Below are 16,698 nucleotides of genomic sequence, written 5' to 3' on the forward strand. Positions count from 1 at the left end.
TTACCGAAATAAACAATAGCAAAAGGGGCTATCCGACTTTTTGGACAGCCCCTTACACATAAATTAGTACGACCTAAGAACAATGTTTGCTGTAATTCAAATTCTTCGATACAAAAATAATATCGGAATAATGCATCCACAATACCCACATTCGGTGAAAAAACAAGAACTCATTACCCATAAATAGGTATTCAAACATTGTTTTAAACCGATCTTAAAAATCAATGGTAGTAACAATAACTACCCGATTCCACTTATCCTGTTCATAAGGCTGGGCATCTATCCCCAAATATTCGGATATACAGAAAGAAAATATCAGATACGAGATAGAGCAAGAAACGATTCTCGGATTCTTAAAGATGGACAAGCAACAGGTATCCCGTTTTATTGAAATCATGAGAAATAAAAGGGTTGACTATATCTCAAACCGAAAAGGTCCTTGAATTGCTTGGAAAAGAAATCTGAGAAAAGATCGAGTCCGGTGTAAAAATGATGATACAGAATAAAGAACAAAATATCGAGTATTTAAAACAACACGCCAAGACATTGACACCTTCGGAACTCTCAGTGTGCGAGCTGATACTCGATAACAAAAATATTTCGGCTATCAGTGCAATAACGGGCAAATCGGTATCTAACATAACCAGCACACGTTCTCACATACGCAACAAATTGAATCTCAAAAAAGATGAAAATCTTCGGGAAGCGCTACTGAGGATCACGAAACAAAAGAAATAACTCGATACAGAAACGCTATTAGCCGCATACGGTAATCTATTCATAAAGAGTTCAAATTCGGCTCAAATATTTCGAGAATTGCTTTTTGTTTTGATAAAGATATAAAACGTGCAAAAACAGAAAAAGCAGATAATAAAAACGGGATTTAGCAAACTAAATCCCGTTCCATAAAATAATCAATCCAATGATGTTATCAATCTTTTAACTTAGCCGAGATAAATTCCCGATTCAAACGTGCAATGTTCGAAATAGAGATATTTTTAGGACATTCGGCTTCACAAGCTCCGGTATTGGTACAATTTCCAAAACCGAGCTCATCCATCTTAGCAACCATTGCCTTTGCCCGGCGGGTAGCTTCAACCCGTCCTTGCGGCAGTAATGCCAACTGGCTTACTTTAGCCGAAACAAACAACATGGCCGACCCATTCTTACATGCGGCTGCACAAGCTCCACAACCGATACATGCGGCTGCATCCATTGCCAAATCGGCATCTTCTTTAGGTATGGCTATCGCATTAGCATCGGGAACGCCACCGGTATTTACCGAGACGAATCCTCCTGCCTGAATGATTTTATCATAAGCCGAACGATCTACCATCAGGTCACGGATAATAGGGAAACCTGCCGAACGCCAAGGCTCAATGGTGATCGTATCGCCATCATTAAAACGGCGCATATATAACTGACAAGTAGTAGCACCGGTCGCAGCTCCGTGAGGATGACCGTTGATATACAACGAACACATACCGCAAATACCTTCACGGCAGTCATGATCGAAAACGACAGGGTCTTTACCTTCTTTTATCAACTGTTCGTTCAGAATATCCAGCATTTCCAAGAAAGAAGCACCCTGAAAAATATTATTCAGTTGGTAAGTTTCAAAACGGCCTTTTTCTTTCGGACCTTTCTGACGCCAAACCTTAAGGGTTACATTTATATTTTTGTCCATGATAATTCTTTGTTACTGATTATTACTTTTTATAGTTACGGGTTTGAGGAACGACAAATTCATAATTCAACATTTCTTTCAGCATTACAGGGTCTTTATCTTCTCCCTGATATTCCCAGCAAGAAACATAAGAGAATTTATCATCATGACGCAATGCCTCACCCTCTTCAGTCTGGTGCTCTACACGGAAGTGACCACCACAAGATTCTGCACGATCCAAAGCATCATGAGCCATCAATGTACCGATTTCGATAAAATCGGCAAGTCTCAATGCTTTTTCCAGTTCGATGTTCTGATCATTGCCCGAACCCGGAATAAATACATTACTCCAGAACTCTTTCTTCAGATCTTTCAACATCTCGATTGCTTCTTTCAGACCTTTTTCATCACGAGCCATACCGATATGTTCCCACATTATATGACCTAAACGCTTATGTAAAGAATCTACCGATTCTTTTCCTTTTATGCTCATCAATTTATTAATACGAGCTTCAATATTCTTTTCTGCTTCTTCAAATTCGGGCAGATCGGTACTGAAACGAGGTACTTGAATCTGGTCGGCAAGATAATTCTGGATTGTATAAGGCAATACAAAATAACCGTCGGCAAGACCTTGCATCAAAGCAGAAGCTCCCAAACGGTTAGCCCCATGATCCGAGAAGTTTGCCTCTCCGATTGCAAATAGGCCCGGAATAGAGGTCTGCAACTCATAATCTACCCATAAACCACCCATCGAATAATGCAATGCCGGGTAAATCATCATCGGAGTTTCATACGGGTTCTCATCTGTAATTTCTTCATACATATCGAATAAGTTACCGTATTTCTGTTTTACCACTTCTTTACCTAAACGCTTGATAGCATCAGAAAAATCAAGGAATACTGCCAATCCGGTATTGTTTACACCGAAACCGGCATCACAACGTTCCTTGGCGGCACGTGAAGCAACGTCACGCGGAACTAAGTTTCCGAATGCAGGGTAACGACGTTCCAAGTAATAATCGCGATCTTCTTCCGGAATATCTTTTCCTTGTTTCTTCCCAGCCTGCAAAGCTTTTGCATCTTCTATCTTCTTCGGTACCCAAATACGTCCGTCATTACGTAAAGACTCGGACATCAAAGTCAGTTTTGACTGGAAATCTCCATGCACCGGAATACAGGTCGGATGGATCTGTACCATACAAGGATTGGCAAAATAAGCTCCTTTTTTATAGCATTGCCATGCAGCAGAACCGTTAGAAGCCATTGCATTGGTCGACAAGAAGAATGTATTTACATATCCTCCTGTTGCAACGACAACAGCATGTGCAGCATAACGTTCGATTTTACCGGTTACCAAATTACGGGTAATGATACCCCGTGCACGACCATCTACCAACACGACGTCCAACATCTCATGACGGGTAAACATTTTTACTTTACCTTTACCGATCTGACGGCTCAATGCGGAATATGCGCCCAATAACAGTTGTTGACCGGTCTGACCACGAGCATAGAATGTACGGGATACCTGAGCACCACCGAAAGAACGGTTATCTAACAAACCTCCATATTCACGGGCAAAAGGTACTCCCTGAGCTACACACTGATCGATAATATTGTTAGAAACCTCCGCCAAACGATATACATTCGCTTCACGGGCACGATAGTCTCCACCCTTGATCGTATCATAGAAAAGACGATACACGCTATCGCCGTCATTCTGATAGTTTTTCGCAGCATTAATACCGCCTTGTGCAGCAATTGAATGCGCACGACGGGGAGAATCCTGAATGCAGAAATTCAATACGTTAAATCCCATTTCAGCTAATGAGGCGGCAGCCGAAGCTCCGGCAAGACCGGTACCTACGACAATAACATCCAGACGACGCTTATTTGCGGGATTCACCAGTTTTTGGTGAGCTTTATAATTACTCCACTTTTCGGCCAACGGACCTTCAGGGATTTTAGAATCTATTTGAGACATATTTGTTTGTTTTCGTTTGAATTAATATAAAATCTTTATCAAAAGGTCTCTTCCGATTATGCGATAAAACCGAAATAAATCGCAATAAAAGCAAAACCTGCACAAATGATCGTTGCATAAACATTCGAAATCGCTTTCCAACGAGTCAACCACACGTTATTATTCCATCCGATCGTCTGAATAGCACTCCAGAAACCGTGGGTGAGATGAAACCAGATAGCAACGAACCACACCAAATACAAAATAACGAACAACGGATTGCTAAATGTGTCCAGAATCAATTGGTAGCCATCGTGAGGATCAACGCCCAAATCTAAACCTGCAATTTCATTAAACTGCATTTTATACCAAAACTGAGCAAGATGCAGAATAAAGAAAACAACGACGATAATACCCAACACCAGCATGTTTTGAGATGCCCATTCTACCTGTTTAGGTTTGGCAACCACAGCATAACGGTCATTCCCCCGGGCTTTACGATTCTGAATCGTAAGCCAGAATGCATAGATGATGTGCACGACAAAACCCAAAGCTAAGATAAGAGTTCCGACCAATGCGTACCAATTGGCTCCCAAGAACTCACAAACCATGTTGTAGGCTTCCCCGGAGAACACCGCAACAAAGTTCATTGCTAAGTGGAAGGTTAAAAACAAAATGAGGAAAAGCCCGGACAGACTCATGACCAGCTTTCTCCCGATTGAAGAATTGAATAACCACATAGGATTCTAAGTTTTAAGTTATTTATTTATGTTATGTAGATTTACCGCATTTTTACAAATTGCAAAATTAGGTGAATATTGCGTACAAAACAAGTGATTAAAGAATTTTTTCCTTAAATAAAGAAGGCTACCTTAAAAAACTTCCGTACCGGAATAAATATCAATAACAGGCCTCTGTTTAAGCAGATTACAGATTATAAAGATAACAAGAGAATAGATCGAGCTTAGTCCTCAAGTCAAAAAAAAGAATTACAGAGTTTGTTTAAGGAGTCTGTCCGAATCTTCCGACAAAAAATATTATCAGGTCATTTTTGTGTTTTTCCTTGTCAGATGACCCGTTATCATCTTCGTAAAAATGGCCTTGATAGCTTTTTTATCGGGAAATTCGGATAAAGACTTAAAACAAAAAACGGTCTCCCAGCTACAAAAAAAGGAGATGCTTTCTTTGGCATCTCCTTTTTTGAATATGATAAATAATTATTTATCGAAACGATATTAAAGTTTCGGTCCGGCAGCAACCAATGCTTTTCCGGCAGCATTTCCCTCGAACTTAGCAAAGTTCTTGATGAAACGACCAGCCAAATCTTTTGCTTTTTCATCCCACTGAGCAGGATTTGCATAAGTGTCACGCGGATCAAGAATTTTAGGATCAACGCCCGGTAATTCTGTCGGAACAACGAAATCGAAATAAGGAATAACTTTAGTCGGAGCTTTATCGATAGAACCATCAAGAATAGCATCGATAATACCACGTGTATCCTTAATAGAAATACGCTTGCCTGTTCCGTTCCAACCTGTGTTAACCAAATAAGCCTTAGCACCGGTTTTTTCCATCTTCTTCACCAATTCTTCTCCGTATTTTGTCGGGTGCAATGACAAGAAAGCAGCACCGAAACAAGCAGAGAATGTAGGAGTAGGTTCGGTAATGCCACGTTCCGTTCCTGCTAACTTAGCTGTAAATCCAGACAAGAAGTAATATTTAGTTTGTTCTGCATTCAATATAGATACCGGAGGCAATACACCGAAAGCATCAGCAGACAAGAAAATTACTTGTTTTGCATGAGGACCTTTCGAAACCGGTTTTACGATATTTTCGATGTGATAAATCGGATAAGAAACACGAGTATTTTCAGTTACGCTCTTATCTGCAAAATCGATCTTACCGTCGGCAGCGACAGTAACATTCTCAAGCAAAGCGTCACGTTTGATGGCGTTATAAATATCCGGTTCGCTTTCTTTATCAAGATTGATAACTTTTGCATAGCATCCGCCTTCATAGTTGAATACGCCTTCATCGTCCCAACCGTGTTCATCGTCTCCGATCAACAAACGTTTCGGATCTGTCGATAAAGTTGTCTTTCCTGTACCGGACAATCCGAAGAAAATAGCCGAGCTTTTACCAGCCTTGTCGGTATTGGCAGAACAGTGCATCGAAGCGATGCCACGCAACGGATTTAGATAGTTCATGATAGAGAACATACCTTTTTTCATTTCACCGCCATACCAAGTATTAATGATAACTTGTTCTTTAGTAGTCAAGTTAAATACGACTGCAGTCTCAGAGTTCAGACCTAATTCTTTATAATTTTCTACCTTAGCCTTAGATGCATTGTAAACGACAAAATCAGGTTCTCCGAAATTCTTCAACTCTTCTGCTGTCGGACGAATAAACATATTGGTCACAAAGTGAGCCTGCCAAGCAACCTCAACGATGAAACGAACTTTCAGACGAGTAGCCTCGTTAGCACCGCAGAAAGCATCTACAACAAACAATTTTTTGTTTGACAATTCTTTTACAGCGATATTTTTCAGTTCTTTCCAAGCTGCTTCGCTAACCGGTTTATTGTCATTTTTGTATTCTTCAGAAGTCCACCATACTGTATTTTCGCTGGTAGCATCTTTCACAAAAAATTTATCTTTAGGAGAACGGCCGGTATAAACACCTGTCATTACGTTCACAGCACCCAGTTCAGTTACCTGACCTTTTTCAAAACCTACCAAACCCGGTTTGGTTTCTTCTGCGAACAATACGTCGTATGACGGATTGTGCAGGATTTCAGTAGTACCAGTAATACCGTACTTGCTTAAATCTAAATTTGCCATTTTCTTTTGGTTGAATTAAATGATTGACTGAATATAATTAATTATCTCTCTTCTAAATCCGATGCAAAAGTAATATAATTTCGGTACATGGTTACTCTAATTAAAGAAATTTTTCGCTAATTGACTCATTTTTTTATTCCGGATCGGGAAGTTTTAGTTCCCATGTCTGAATTTCACTCGGTCCGGATTTAAGAGTCTCTTTCGAGGGCATTTCCTGTTTCTGCATCGAGAATAGCATACTATCCGACAAATAAAAACGGGAAAACAGATCAGAAGTACCCCCATAGATAACCTGATATAATTTAATTTAAACAGTCCCTTATATCATTTTTCAGAAGTTAATACACTGATTTCTCGCAATAAATATCTATTTTTGCATTCCATTTTAAAAGTTACGAAATGAAGATCGTTAATTTTGCAGAAAAAAATTCGGAACTAAATCGTTTTGTTGCAGAAATACGGGATATACATATCCAGCAAGATCGTCTCCGATTCAGAAAAAATCTGGAAAGAATAGGAGAAGTTATGTCTTATGAAATCAGCAAAGACTTTCGTTATAGCGAAAAACTGGTTACGACTCCATTAGGCACAGCCCGTGTAAACACTGCCGATGACAAAATAGTAATCGGAACGATACTACGTGCCGGAATACCTTATCATCAAGGATTTCTGAACTATTTCGACCGGGCCGAAAATGCATTTGTTTCGGCGTACCGGAAATATAAAGACAAACTGAATTTCGAGATTTTCATAGAATACATTGCCTCTCCGCGTATCGATGGGAAAATTCTGATTCTGACAGACCCCATGTTGGCCACCGGAGGTTCTATGGAACTCTCATACAGAGCTCTGCTCACAAAAGGTGAACCGGAACATATTCACATAGCATCGGTAATAGCCAGTCAAAAAGCGATCGAATATATCACCACCCATTTTCCCGAAGAGAAGACAACGGTTTGGGTCGGAGCTATCGATCCGGATCTTAATGAACACTCTTATATCGTACCCGGATTGGGAGATGCCGGAGATCTGGCTTACGGTGAAAAAGAATAATCATATCAACTTCGTCTAATAAAAGTGCTAAACTCAAAAATCTATGGAGATAACCATTCGTGAAATCTCAGGCAAAAAAGCGCTGAAGAAATATGTACAATTCAATATAGACCTTTATAAAGAAAATCCGTACGCCGTTCCTCCTCTTATTTTTGACGAAATAGGAACATTAAGCCCGGACAAAAACCCGGCATTCGAATTTTGCGAATCGGTCTATTATATGGCCTATGATGAAGAAAAACCAGTCGGACGTATCGCCGGTATTATCAATCATAAGGTAAATGAAAAATGCGGAAAAAAAAGCGCCCGCTTCGGATTCGTAGATTTCATAGACAACACAGAAGTCAGCAGTGCACTATTCAATGCAGTCGAAAAATGGGCTCGTGAAAAGGGAATGGAAGAGATCATAGGGCCGTTAGGATTTACAGATATGGACCCTGAGGGGCTGCTAATCGAAGGATATGACCAGCCCGGAACAATGGTCGCTATCTATAACTATCCTTATTATGTAAATCATATTACCCGGCTCGGATATGAAAAAGATAACGATTGGGTAGAATTCAAAATATATGTACCCGAAGAGATTCCGGTAAAACACAAACGCATATCCGATATCGTTCAAGCAAAATACAAACTGAAAGTATTAAAATATAACAGTATAAAAAAAATAGTCAAGGACTATGGACGCAAGATATTCGAACTTATAAATCAGGCATACGCCGACCTATATGGATATTCGGCATTATCTGAAAAACAGATCGACTATTATGTAAAAATGTACGTTCCTATGGTAAGGCTCGAAAACGTGTCCCTCATTGTCAATGAAAAAGAGGAACTCGTTGGTGTAGGAATCGCCATTCCGTCCATGACAAAGGCTCTACAAAAAGCTAAAGGAAAACTCTTCCCATTCGGATTTATTCATATTTTAAAAGCTCTTCGTGGTAAAAACGATGTTGTAGATCTTCTTCTTGTCGCCCTTCGCCCCGATTACCAAAATACAGGAGCGAATGCATTGTTATTCTCCGACTTGATTCCCGTATTTATAAAAAACGGATATAAATATGCCGAAAGTAATCCTGAATTGGAAGAAAACGGGAAAGTTCAGTCTCAATGGCAATATTTTGAAAACGTGCAACACAAACGCCGTCGTGCTTATAAAAAGCGATTATAAACCGACTAAGAGGCTATCTGAATTTTAAACAATCTACAATAATTTAAAAATCAACGGGAAAGCCAATAAGACTTCCCGTTTTTATTATATTATTTCCCTTTATAAACTATCGGGCAAGAGCCTTTATAATACAGCAAAAAAGAGAATATTTTAGGGAATGGATTATTTTAGAAGTATTCTCTTTCATTTTTTGACGAAAATTAACTACCTTTGTCCCCTCTTAAAAATAAAAGCTAATCGGTGAAAATTAAAAACAGATTAAATAAAGATATGGATAGCAAATTAGATTTCCATCCACGCTTGTTCAGTGCGTTAAAAAATTATTCTAAAGAAAAATTTATGGCCGATCTCATGGCCGGAATTATAGTCGGAATCGTAGCTCTTCCATTAGCTATAGCTTTCGGTATAGCTTCCGGAGTAAGTCCGCAGCAAGGGCTTATCACAGCCATTATCGGAGGTTTTATCGTCTCTTTTCTTGGAGGAAGTTCGGTACAAATCGGAGGACCGACAGGAGCATTTATCGTAATCGTTTACGGAATTATTCAATCTTTCGGAATAGAAGGATTGGCAATAGCCACAGCCATGGCGGGAATCATATTATTGCTGATGGGAATATTCAAACTCGGAACGATTATCAGATTTATCCCCTATCCTATCGTAATCGGCTTTACGAGCGGTATTGCTTTAACGATCTTCACGACACAGATCAAAGATCTGTTCGGTCTTACGATGGAATCAGTACCGGCAGATTTCATATCTAAATGGATCGCCTACTTCCAAAGTTTCGGAACAACGAACTTCTGGTCTCTTGGAATAGGACTTATAAGCATATTGCTGATTATCATAACCCCGAAATTATCTAAAAAAATTCCCGGGTCATTGGTCGCCATCATCATTATGACAATCATTGCTTATGTATTGAAACATCATTTCGGAATTACCGGAATCGAAACGATCGGAGACCGTTTTACGATCGACTCTTCTTTACCGCAACCGGCCGGTTTACAAATCAATATGGAAACGATCAATCAACTGTTACCGGCAGCTTTTACAATAGCGATGCTCGGAGCTATCGAATCATTGCTGTCGGCAACCGTGGCGGACGGAGTTACCGGAGATAGACATAATTCGAATACGGAATTAATCGCACAAGGTGCGGCAAATATCGTTTCTCCGATCTTCGGAGGAATCCCCGTAACCGGAGCAATAGCCCGTACGATGACAAACATCAATAACGGAGGTATTACTCCTATTGCCGGAATCATTCATGCGATAGTACTGCTGCTTATATTATTATTTCTCGCTCCTCTTACCACTCATATACCGATGGCTTGCTTAGCCGGGGTATTGATTATTGTCTCATATAACATGAGTGAATGGAGGACCGTAAAATCAATGATGAAAAATCAAAAAGCGGATATTGCCGTATTGTGGGTAACTTTGATATTGACCGTTATTTTCAATCTGACAATAGCAATCGAGATCGGGTTATTGCTTGCTGTACTCTCATTCCTTCGCCGAGTGACGGAAAACACCCATATTTCTGTATTACGCAATGAGCTGGATCAAAGTGCGAATAAGACGGAAACGCTGTCGGAAGAGCAACTCTCTCTCGAAAAAGGGGTCGAAGTATATGAAATCGACGGGCCGTTTTTCTTCGGTATTGCCAATAAATTCGACGAACAGATGCGTATCTTGGGAGATAAACCGTTGGTTCGTATCATTCGTATGAGGAAAGTTCCGTTCATCGACTCTACCGGAATACACAACCTCGAAATATTTATCAACTCTTCTCGTAAAGAAAACATTCATGTCATCTTGTCGGGCGTAAACCCCACCGTACATGCATCGCTGGAACGAATGGGTGTCGAGGCCTTATTAGGAGACGAATATATATTCGATAACATACATAAAGCTGTTGCTAAAGCCAATATAATGGCTTCAGAGCTAAAAGCTCAACCTAAATAACCCAAAAAATTCCATAGAAAACAAGAAAACAGCCCTTTGCTTTTTAAAAGCAAAGGGCTGTTTTCTTATCTATCACAAAACTCGTCTATTCCCAAATTTTCCATTTTGCAAGTCCGTTATTCCACATCTCATTAAGGTCCTTCTTATCTTTCAGCGTATCCATAGGTTTCCAGAATCCTTCATAACGATAAGCACTCATCTGTCCCTCTCTGGCCAAACGTTCCATCGGTTCTCGTTCCCATACAGTCATATCGCCTTCGATATAATCGAATACCTGAGGTTGACAAACAAAAAATCCGGCACTGATCCACAAACCGTCACCTTTCGGCTTCTCGGCAAAAGAGGCAACACTATTATTCGGGCCCAAAGTCACAGCTCCGAAACGTCCAGTAGGTTGAACCGTAGTAACAGTGCACAAACGGCCGTTTTCCTTATGGAATTTCAATAAATCGGCAATGTTTATATCCGACACACCGTCACCATAAGTCAGCATAAAAGGTTCATCACCGATATACGGCTTGATACGCTTGATACGTCCGCCGGTCATCGTCTCATTACCGGTATCTATCAAAGTTACCTTCCACGGTTCGCTCGTCGTATTTAAAGTTTGTACCGTATTATTGCCCAAATCGATCGTTATATTCGCTCTGTGCATAAAATAATTTACAAAGAACTCTTTAATAACATATCCCTTATACCCGAGACAAATGACAAACTCATCGATTCCATAATGCGAATAACATTTCATAATATGCCAAAGAATCGGCATACCTCCGATTTCTACCATAGGCTTCGGCTTTACATCCGTCTCCTCACTGATACGTGTACCGAGCCCACCTGCTAATATTACAGCCTTCATGTATATTTAATTTTTTAAAATAGTCAAAATAAAGGAGATCCCGTATTTCTATAATATCGGTGATACCTCCGATAATATTTATTGAGTCTATTCGGATATCTCGAATAAAAGAAAAAACGCAACTCATTTCCCGGAGCAAAATACCGGATATAGTCATAACACTCTTTATATATTTCAGGAGTAAGCGAACCAACCACACGCTGACGCTTCAGATGATGGGCAGAATATAAATGGTTCTTTTTCCCCAATACTCTTATACAACGCAATTTGGCTTTTTTAGAATAAGAACTATCCGGCAAAGCTAAAACCGTCTTAGTCCAAAGAACTCCATAAATATGAAATACACCTCTCGGATTACGGGAATTATCGCGTGAAAGAGATGATTCGCTCAGCAAATCCAAACCGCTCCAAAATACCGAGATACGGTCTAATCGGGAAAGCGTCTCGAATACGATATTGAAACTAAAAAAATAAGGATTTCGACATTTCTCAAAATCCGCAATATCAATAATCTTACGAGAAAAAATAACAGCTCCGGAATAAATCAGACACCATCCGAGATCATGTAAAAAAGCATTCGCATCGTTATAAACACGGGAAGGTATCCCGAACGAACGCTTATTACAAGCGATAACATATAAATCGGGAGTCTGATTACTCAAGGTATTTATAACAGAACATAAATAACTACCATTCAACCGATTAATATCCCGAATAACCCAACAATAAGGAGTACTGGGCAATTTCAACGCCTTCTCGAAAAGAGCATCGTTATCTAACTGTCTATCCAAACGGACGTAAGACAAACCCTCATAACGATCAGAATAACCGGCGACAACCCCTTGTGTATTATCCGAAGAACAATTATCGATAATAAGAAGACGAATATGATACAAACTTATCTTGGGAATCATATCCTCCAACATATCACAAAGAATAACCACTTGATTGCAAGTAGGTACACATATCGTCAACAAATCGTATCCATCAAGATTCATCCCCGAACACAATGTTTAGATTACGATGCAAAGGTAATGATTTCATTCTAAATACGGTCTAAACCGAACAATATAAACATCGACATCACCCCCTTTATCTCTCCTTTTTCATAAAGAAAGCCCGTTCCTCAGGAGAAAATTTCTCAATTGCATACCGGAGCATAGTTCTCGGCATTATTTGATAACGAGATTCCAAGAAATGTAGAAGAACCGTCTTATCTCGTTTTCCGACTTCCCTCAACATCCATCCTACAGCCTTTTGAATCAGGTCATGCGGATGTCGCAACAACTTATCCGCCAAATGTAAGGTATCTTCAAATTGTTTTTCCCGGATATATTTCCATGTCGCTACTATCGAAATTCGTTGTTCCCATAAATAACCGCTCTCAGCCAAACGATATAAAGGAGTACGATCTTTATCTCTCAAATATTCTCCGACGATTTGATAAGCAGACAAGTCGACCAAATCCCAGTTGTTTATTTTATCGGTATTCGACAAGTACAAATCAAAAATCCCTTTCCGACGCTGTTCGTCACTTTTAGGAAATTGAGCGACCCAAATCAAAAGAGCCAGTAATCGACATTCATGAATGTCGTCCGACAACAACGGAAGGACATCCTCCGGTGCAATATGTACATATCGCTTTGCAACAGACCTCGTTTTCGGGACAGGAATCCCGACAAACTTATCTCCCTCGCTATATGCTCCTTTTGCCGTTTTAAAAAAGCCTCGCAACACAGAAGCTTTCTCTGGATCGGCAAATACAAGCAAACTTTCCCTTATCTCTTTTGCTACCGACATATTTCCGTTAATCTATGCGATTTACTTTAGCAACCGGTCCTCCTTCAAAAAAATGAATAATATTCCTTGATACAAAAGCGGCCATTTCATTACGCACCTCAAACGTTTGAGTTCCGGTATGCGGATTCAAAACGACATTATCCATCGATAACAGCTCCTCTGAAGGATAATCCCCGAATTCAAAAACATCCAATCCGGCTCCCCATATTACTTTTTCACGTAGCGCTTTAACTAAAGCTTTTTCATCGACCAAAGGACCTCTTGCCGTATTAATTAGAATCGAAGTCGGTTTCATCAAAGAAAGCTCCCTTTCTCCTATCAAATGATAAGTCTCCGTCGTATATGGCGCATTTACCGAAACGACATCGGAAACTCGCAATAACTCATCCAAAGACAAATAAACAGCTTTATACTTATTCTCTATCGTTTCTGCGACCCGATGACGATTACAATAAACGATCTTCATTCCGGCCACAACCGCCCGTCGGGCTAACGCTTGTCCGATACGTCCCATACCGATAATACCGATCGTACCGCCATACAGAGAATGTCCCAGGTTCTCCAATAATCCGACCTTTACCTCTCCTATTCGAAGACGCCTGTCCAACTCCGAAATACGTCGACTGACAGCCAACAGCAATCCCATAGCCTGATCTGCGGTAGGCTCTGTTACCGGATCGGGAGTATTCGTGACCTGAATACCTTTCTGCGTTGCATAAGGAATATCGATATTGTCATATCCCACTGCATAATTGGAAATTATTTTCAACTTCACACCGGCATCCATCAACTGTTTATCTACCGGAAAATTAAACATCGATTGCAATGCGTCATACTCCGGAATCATTCGTAAAACCTCTTCATAAGTAAAAGATTCTGCTCCGTCCGGAGGAAAAGTGACGTCATACTTCTCGACTAACTCTGCATAACCGCTCCGAAACATATTATATGTTACCAAGACTTTTTTCTTCATATATGATTTTAATTTTTAGATTATCTCTACACAGACAATAATACTACCCGTCAAACCCAAACTTAACACGGTCTAATTCTTACATTGTCTATCTCAGATATAGCAAACCCGACAATGCATTTTTATTTCACTTCGAACAAGATTAAACATAGGTCTTATCCTGAAATGAGAATTTTCAAAAGTATAAAAAAATGCTATACAAAAGCCTCCGCCTTTTATTTTTTATATTCTTGCGAGTCTGTTTAAATTTTGCTCGGTCTGATTCGAAAATCAAAACCGGGAAACAAACCAAAAGAAACCGCAAAGATGTTCTGATAATATTTTCTTATCGGAAAATTTAGACAAGCCCTTGAGAAAGTTGCATTTCATAACATTTGTAAAATACAACTTTATTCCTCATTTTCCTTAAAATAAATCGGACAGAAATACGGGAAATCCGTAATTAAGCAATTCTGGAGAAGATAAATTTTCAATAAATACCTATTTAACAGCATATTATAACAGAAATACAACAACCATTTTTTTTCTCAAATAAATCTGCCATCAATTTATTTAACTTCAAATATGCCGTATTCGCACAAAATATATAAATTTGTTCACATCACGTAAAAATTATCCCCATGGTCTTAAATTATATTTGGATCTCTTTTTTCCTGATTGCTTTTGGAGTTGCAGTAATTCAATCTGTATTTTTCGGGAATCTGACAATTTGGAACGATATCATGAATTCTTCGTTTACTTCAGCCAAAACGGCTTTCGAAATATCATTAGGGCTTACCGGGGTTCTATCTTTATGGCTGGGGTTAATGAAAATAGGAGAACGAGGAGGTATCATCGCCTTATTCTCCCGACTTATCAGCCCTCTTTTTTGCAGACTTTTCCCTGACCTTCCCAAGAACCACCCGGCATTCGGATCTATCTTCATGAATGTTTCTGCAAATATGCTGGGGCTCGATAATGCGGCAACACCCCTCGGTCTGAAAGCAATGAAAGAAATGCAAGAGATAAATCCCGATAAAGAGACGGCAAGCAATCCGATGATCATGTTTCTTGTATTAAATACTACCGGACTGACTTTAGTCCCTTTAGGAGTAATGGTATACAGGGCACAAATGGGAGCAGCCAATCCTTCTGACATATTTCTGCCTATATTGATAGCAACATATTGCTCCACATTAGCCGGGCTTATCGCAGTATGCCTTAAACAAAAAATAAATTTATTTGATCGGGTAATCATGGGTTCTATTTTGGGACTTACCGCCATAATCGGTTCTATACTTTACTTTTTTGCCGGACTTCCTCAAGAAAAAGTATCTCTATATTCCCAATTCGGAGCAAATTGTCTATTATTTTGTATAATCATCAGCTTCATAATTGCAGGAATACGAAAAAAAATAAACATATACGACGCATTTATAGAAGGCGCAAAAGAGGGATTCAAAACTGCAGTTACAATCATACCCTATTTAGTAGCGATGTTAGTCGCCATAGCTATTTTTAGAGCTTCCGGAGCTATGGACTTCATAATATCCGGAATAACAGCAGGTATCAATGCTTGCGGTATCGATTCCGATTTTGTAGGAGCGCTCCCCACTGCACTCATGAAACCGTTAAGCGGTAGTGGTGCTCGGGGAATGATGGTTGATGCGATGAACACATACGGAGCAGACTCTTTTGTCGCCCGTGTAGCTTCAACGATACAAGGATCGACAGACACGACATTTTATATTCTGGCGGTATACTTCGGAAGCGTAGGTATCCGCAATACCCGCTATTCTGCCGGGTATGGACTTTTTGCCGATCTCGTAGGAATCATTGCAGCTATCGTTGTTGCATATATCTTTTTTAAATAGTTGCTTCTCAAGATACCGAATAAACGTTTTTTCGTATTATCAGGCATCTATGTACAGGATAAAGCCCTATCTTTGTAATTTCGTTTATAATCTCAAAGATAATAGGAACATGGCTATTACATTCTTTGCCGAAGGGGTAAAGCTTCCGGCAATAAAAAAAAGAGAAACCGGAGACTGGATAAAAAATGTAGCCGGAATATATGGCAAAAAATGCGGTGATATCTCATACATTTTTTGCTCGGACGAGAAAATATTAGAAATAAATAGAGAATATCTCGATCACGACTATTACACAGACATCATTACATTCGATTACACCGAAAAAAATCGTATCAGCGGGGATATATTTATCAGCATCGATACGGTGAAGAGCAATGCCGATGAATTTAAAGTATCATACGAAGAAGAATTGCATAGAATCATAATACACGGGATATTACATTTATGTGGAATCAACGACAAAGGGCCGGGAGAAAGAGAGATAATGACTCAAAAAGAAAACGAAGCTCTTGCTCTTTTGTCTGACAAAAAATGACCTGTTTATAA

The 16,698-nt window shown here is 39.6% G+C and carries 14 protein-coding genes; 6 read left to right on the top strand and 8 right to left on the bottom strand.

What is annotated here, in order from left to right; all coding sequences use genetic code 11:
* Nucleotides 1-492: 492 nt before the first annotated feature.
* Nucleotides 493-738, top strand: coding sequence for a hypothetical protein (locus tag AC0UMU_RS08755; RefSeq protein WP_009318443.1), 246 nt, complete (start codon nt 493-495; stop codon nt 736-738).
* A gap of 193 nt (nt 739-931) precedes the next feature.
* On the opposite strand, the gene AC0UMU_RS08760 is transcribed toward AC0UMU_RS08755, so the two are convergent.
* The 4 genes from AC0UMU_RS08760 to pckA all read right to left on the bottom strand — a co-directional run bounded on the left by AC0UMU_RS08760 (nt 932) and on the right by pckA (nt 6,475).
* Nucleotides 932-1,687 carry a succinate dehydrogenase/fumarate reductase iron-sulfur subunit gene (locus tag AC0UMU_RS08760; RefSeq protein ID WP_009318442.1) on the bottom strand — a complete coding sequence of 252 codons (756 nt, stop codon included), beginning with the start codon at nt 1,685-1,687 and terminating at the stop codon, nt 932-934.
* 22 nt (nt 1,688-1,709) lie between these two features.
* Nucleotides 1,710-3,653, bottom strand: a complete 1,944-nt coding sequence (locus AC0UMU_RS08765; RefSeq protein WP_009318441.1) for a fumarate reductase/succinate dehydrogenase flavoprotein subunit — start codon at nt 3,651-3,653, stop codon at nt 1,710-1,712.
* Between the two features lie 56 nt (nt 3,654-3,709).
* Nucleotides 3,710-4,372, bottom strand: coding sequence for a succinate dehydrogenase cytochrome b subunit (locus tag AC0UMU_RS08770; RefSeq protein ID WP_031258198.1), 663 nt, complete (start codon nt 4,370-4,372; stop codon nt 3,710-3,712).
* Nucleotides 4,373-4,867: 495 nt separating this feature from the next.
* Nucleotides 4,868-6,475, bottom strand: coding sequence for a phosphoenolpyruvate carboxykinase (ATP) (pckA, locus tag AC0UMU_RS08775; protein WP_009318439.1), 1,608 nt, complete (start codon nt 6,473-6,475; stop codon nt 4,868-4,870).
* Nucleotides 6,476-6,874: 399 nt separating this feature from the next.
* On the opposite strand from pckA, the gene upp reads away from it, so the two are divergent.
* The 3 genes from upp (at nt 6,875) to AC0UMU_RS08790 (ending at nt 10,667) form a co-directional block, all read left to right on the top strand.
* Entirely contained in the window at nt 6,875-7,528 is a 654-nt protein-coding gene (gene upp / locus AC0UMU_RS08780; protein ID WP_022600149.1) for a uracil phosphoribosyltransferase, read from the top strand.
* A gap of 43 nt (nt 7,529-7,571) precedes the next feature.
* On the top strand, nt 7,572-8,699 hold the full coding sequence (locus tag AC0UMU_RS08785) for an N-acetyltransferase (protein ID WP_288641110.1): 1,128 nt from the start codon (nt 7,572-7,574) through the stop codon (nt 8,697-8,699).
* A 270-nt stretch (nt 8,700-8,969) separates the two neighbouring features.
* Nucleotides 8,970-10,667 (top strand): SulP family inorganic anion transporter, encoded by a 1,698-nt coding sequence (locus AC0UMU_RS08790; protein ID WP_288641108.1) that lies wholly within the window; start codon nt 8,970-8,972, stop codon nt 10,665-10,667.
* Between the two features lie 85 nt (nt 10,668-10,752).
* Here AC0UMU_RS08790 and rfbF read toward each other — a convergent pair whose 3' ends face one another.
* From rfbF to AC0UMU_RS08810, 4 genes are all read right to left on the bottom strand, one after another.
* Complete coding sequence (rfbF, locus tag AC0UMU_RS08795; RefSeq protein WP_009318435.1) at nt 10,753-11,526, bottom strand: glucose-1-phosphate cytidylyltransferase; 774 nt, start codon at nt 11,524-11,526, stop codon at nt 10,753-10,755.
* Between the two features lie 23 nt (nt 11,527-11,549).
* On the bottom strand, nt 11,550-12,524 hold the full coding sequence (locus tag AC0UMU_RS08800; RefSeq protein ID WP_288641107.1) for a glycosyltransferase: 975 nt from the start codon (nt 12,522-12,524) through the stop codon (nt 11,550-11,552).
* 94 nt (nt 12,525-12,618) lie between these two features.
* Entirely contained in the window at nt 12,619-13,326 is a 708-nt protein-coding gene (locus AC0UMU_RS08805) for a DNA alkylation repair protein (RefSeq protein ID WP_009318433.1), read from the bottom strand.
* 7 nt (nt 13,327-13,333) lie between these two features.
* A complete protein-coding gene (locus AC0UMU_RS08810) occupies nt 13,334-14,299 on the bottom strand; it encodes an NAD(P)-dependent oxidoreductase (RefSeq protein WP_288641105.1) in 966 nt (321 codons plus the stop codon).
* Between the two features lie 620 nt (nt 14,300-14,919).
* Here AC0UMU_RS08810 and AC0UMU_RS08815 point away from each other — a divergent pair.
* On the top strand, nt 14,920-16,152 hold the full coding sequence (locus tag AC0UMU_RS08815) for a nucleoside recognition domain-containing protein (RefSeq protein ID WP_009318431.1): 1,233 nt from the start codon (nt 14,920-14,922) through the stop codon (nt 16,150-16,152).
* 109 nt (nt 16,153-16,261) lie between these two features.
* A complete protein-coding gene (gene ybeY / locus AC0UMU_RS08820; protein WP_009318429.1) occupies nt 16,262-16,687 on the top strand; it encodes an rRNA maturation RNase YbeY in 426 nt (141 codons plus the stop codon).
* Nucleotides 16,688-16,698: the final 11 nt, after the last annotated feature.

This window comes from Coprobacter fastidiosus (assembly GCF_982245605.1).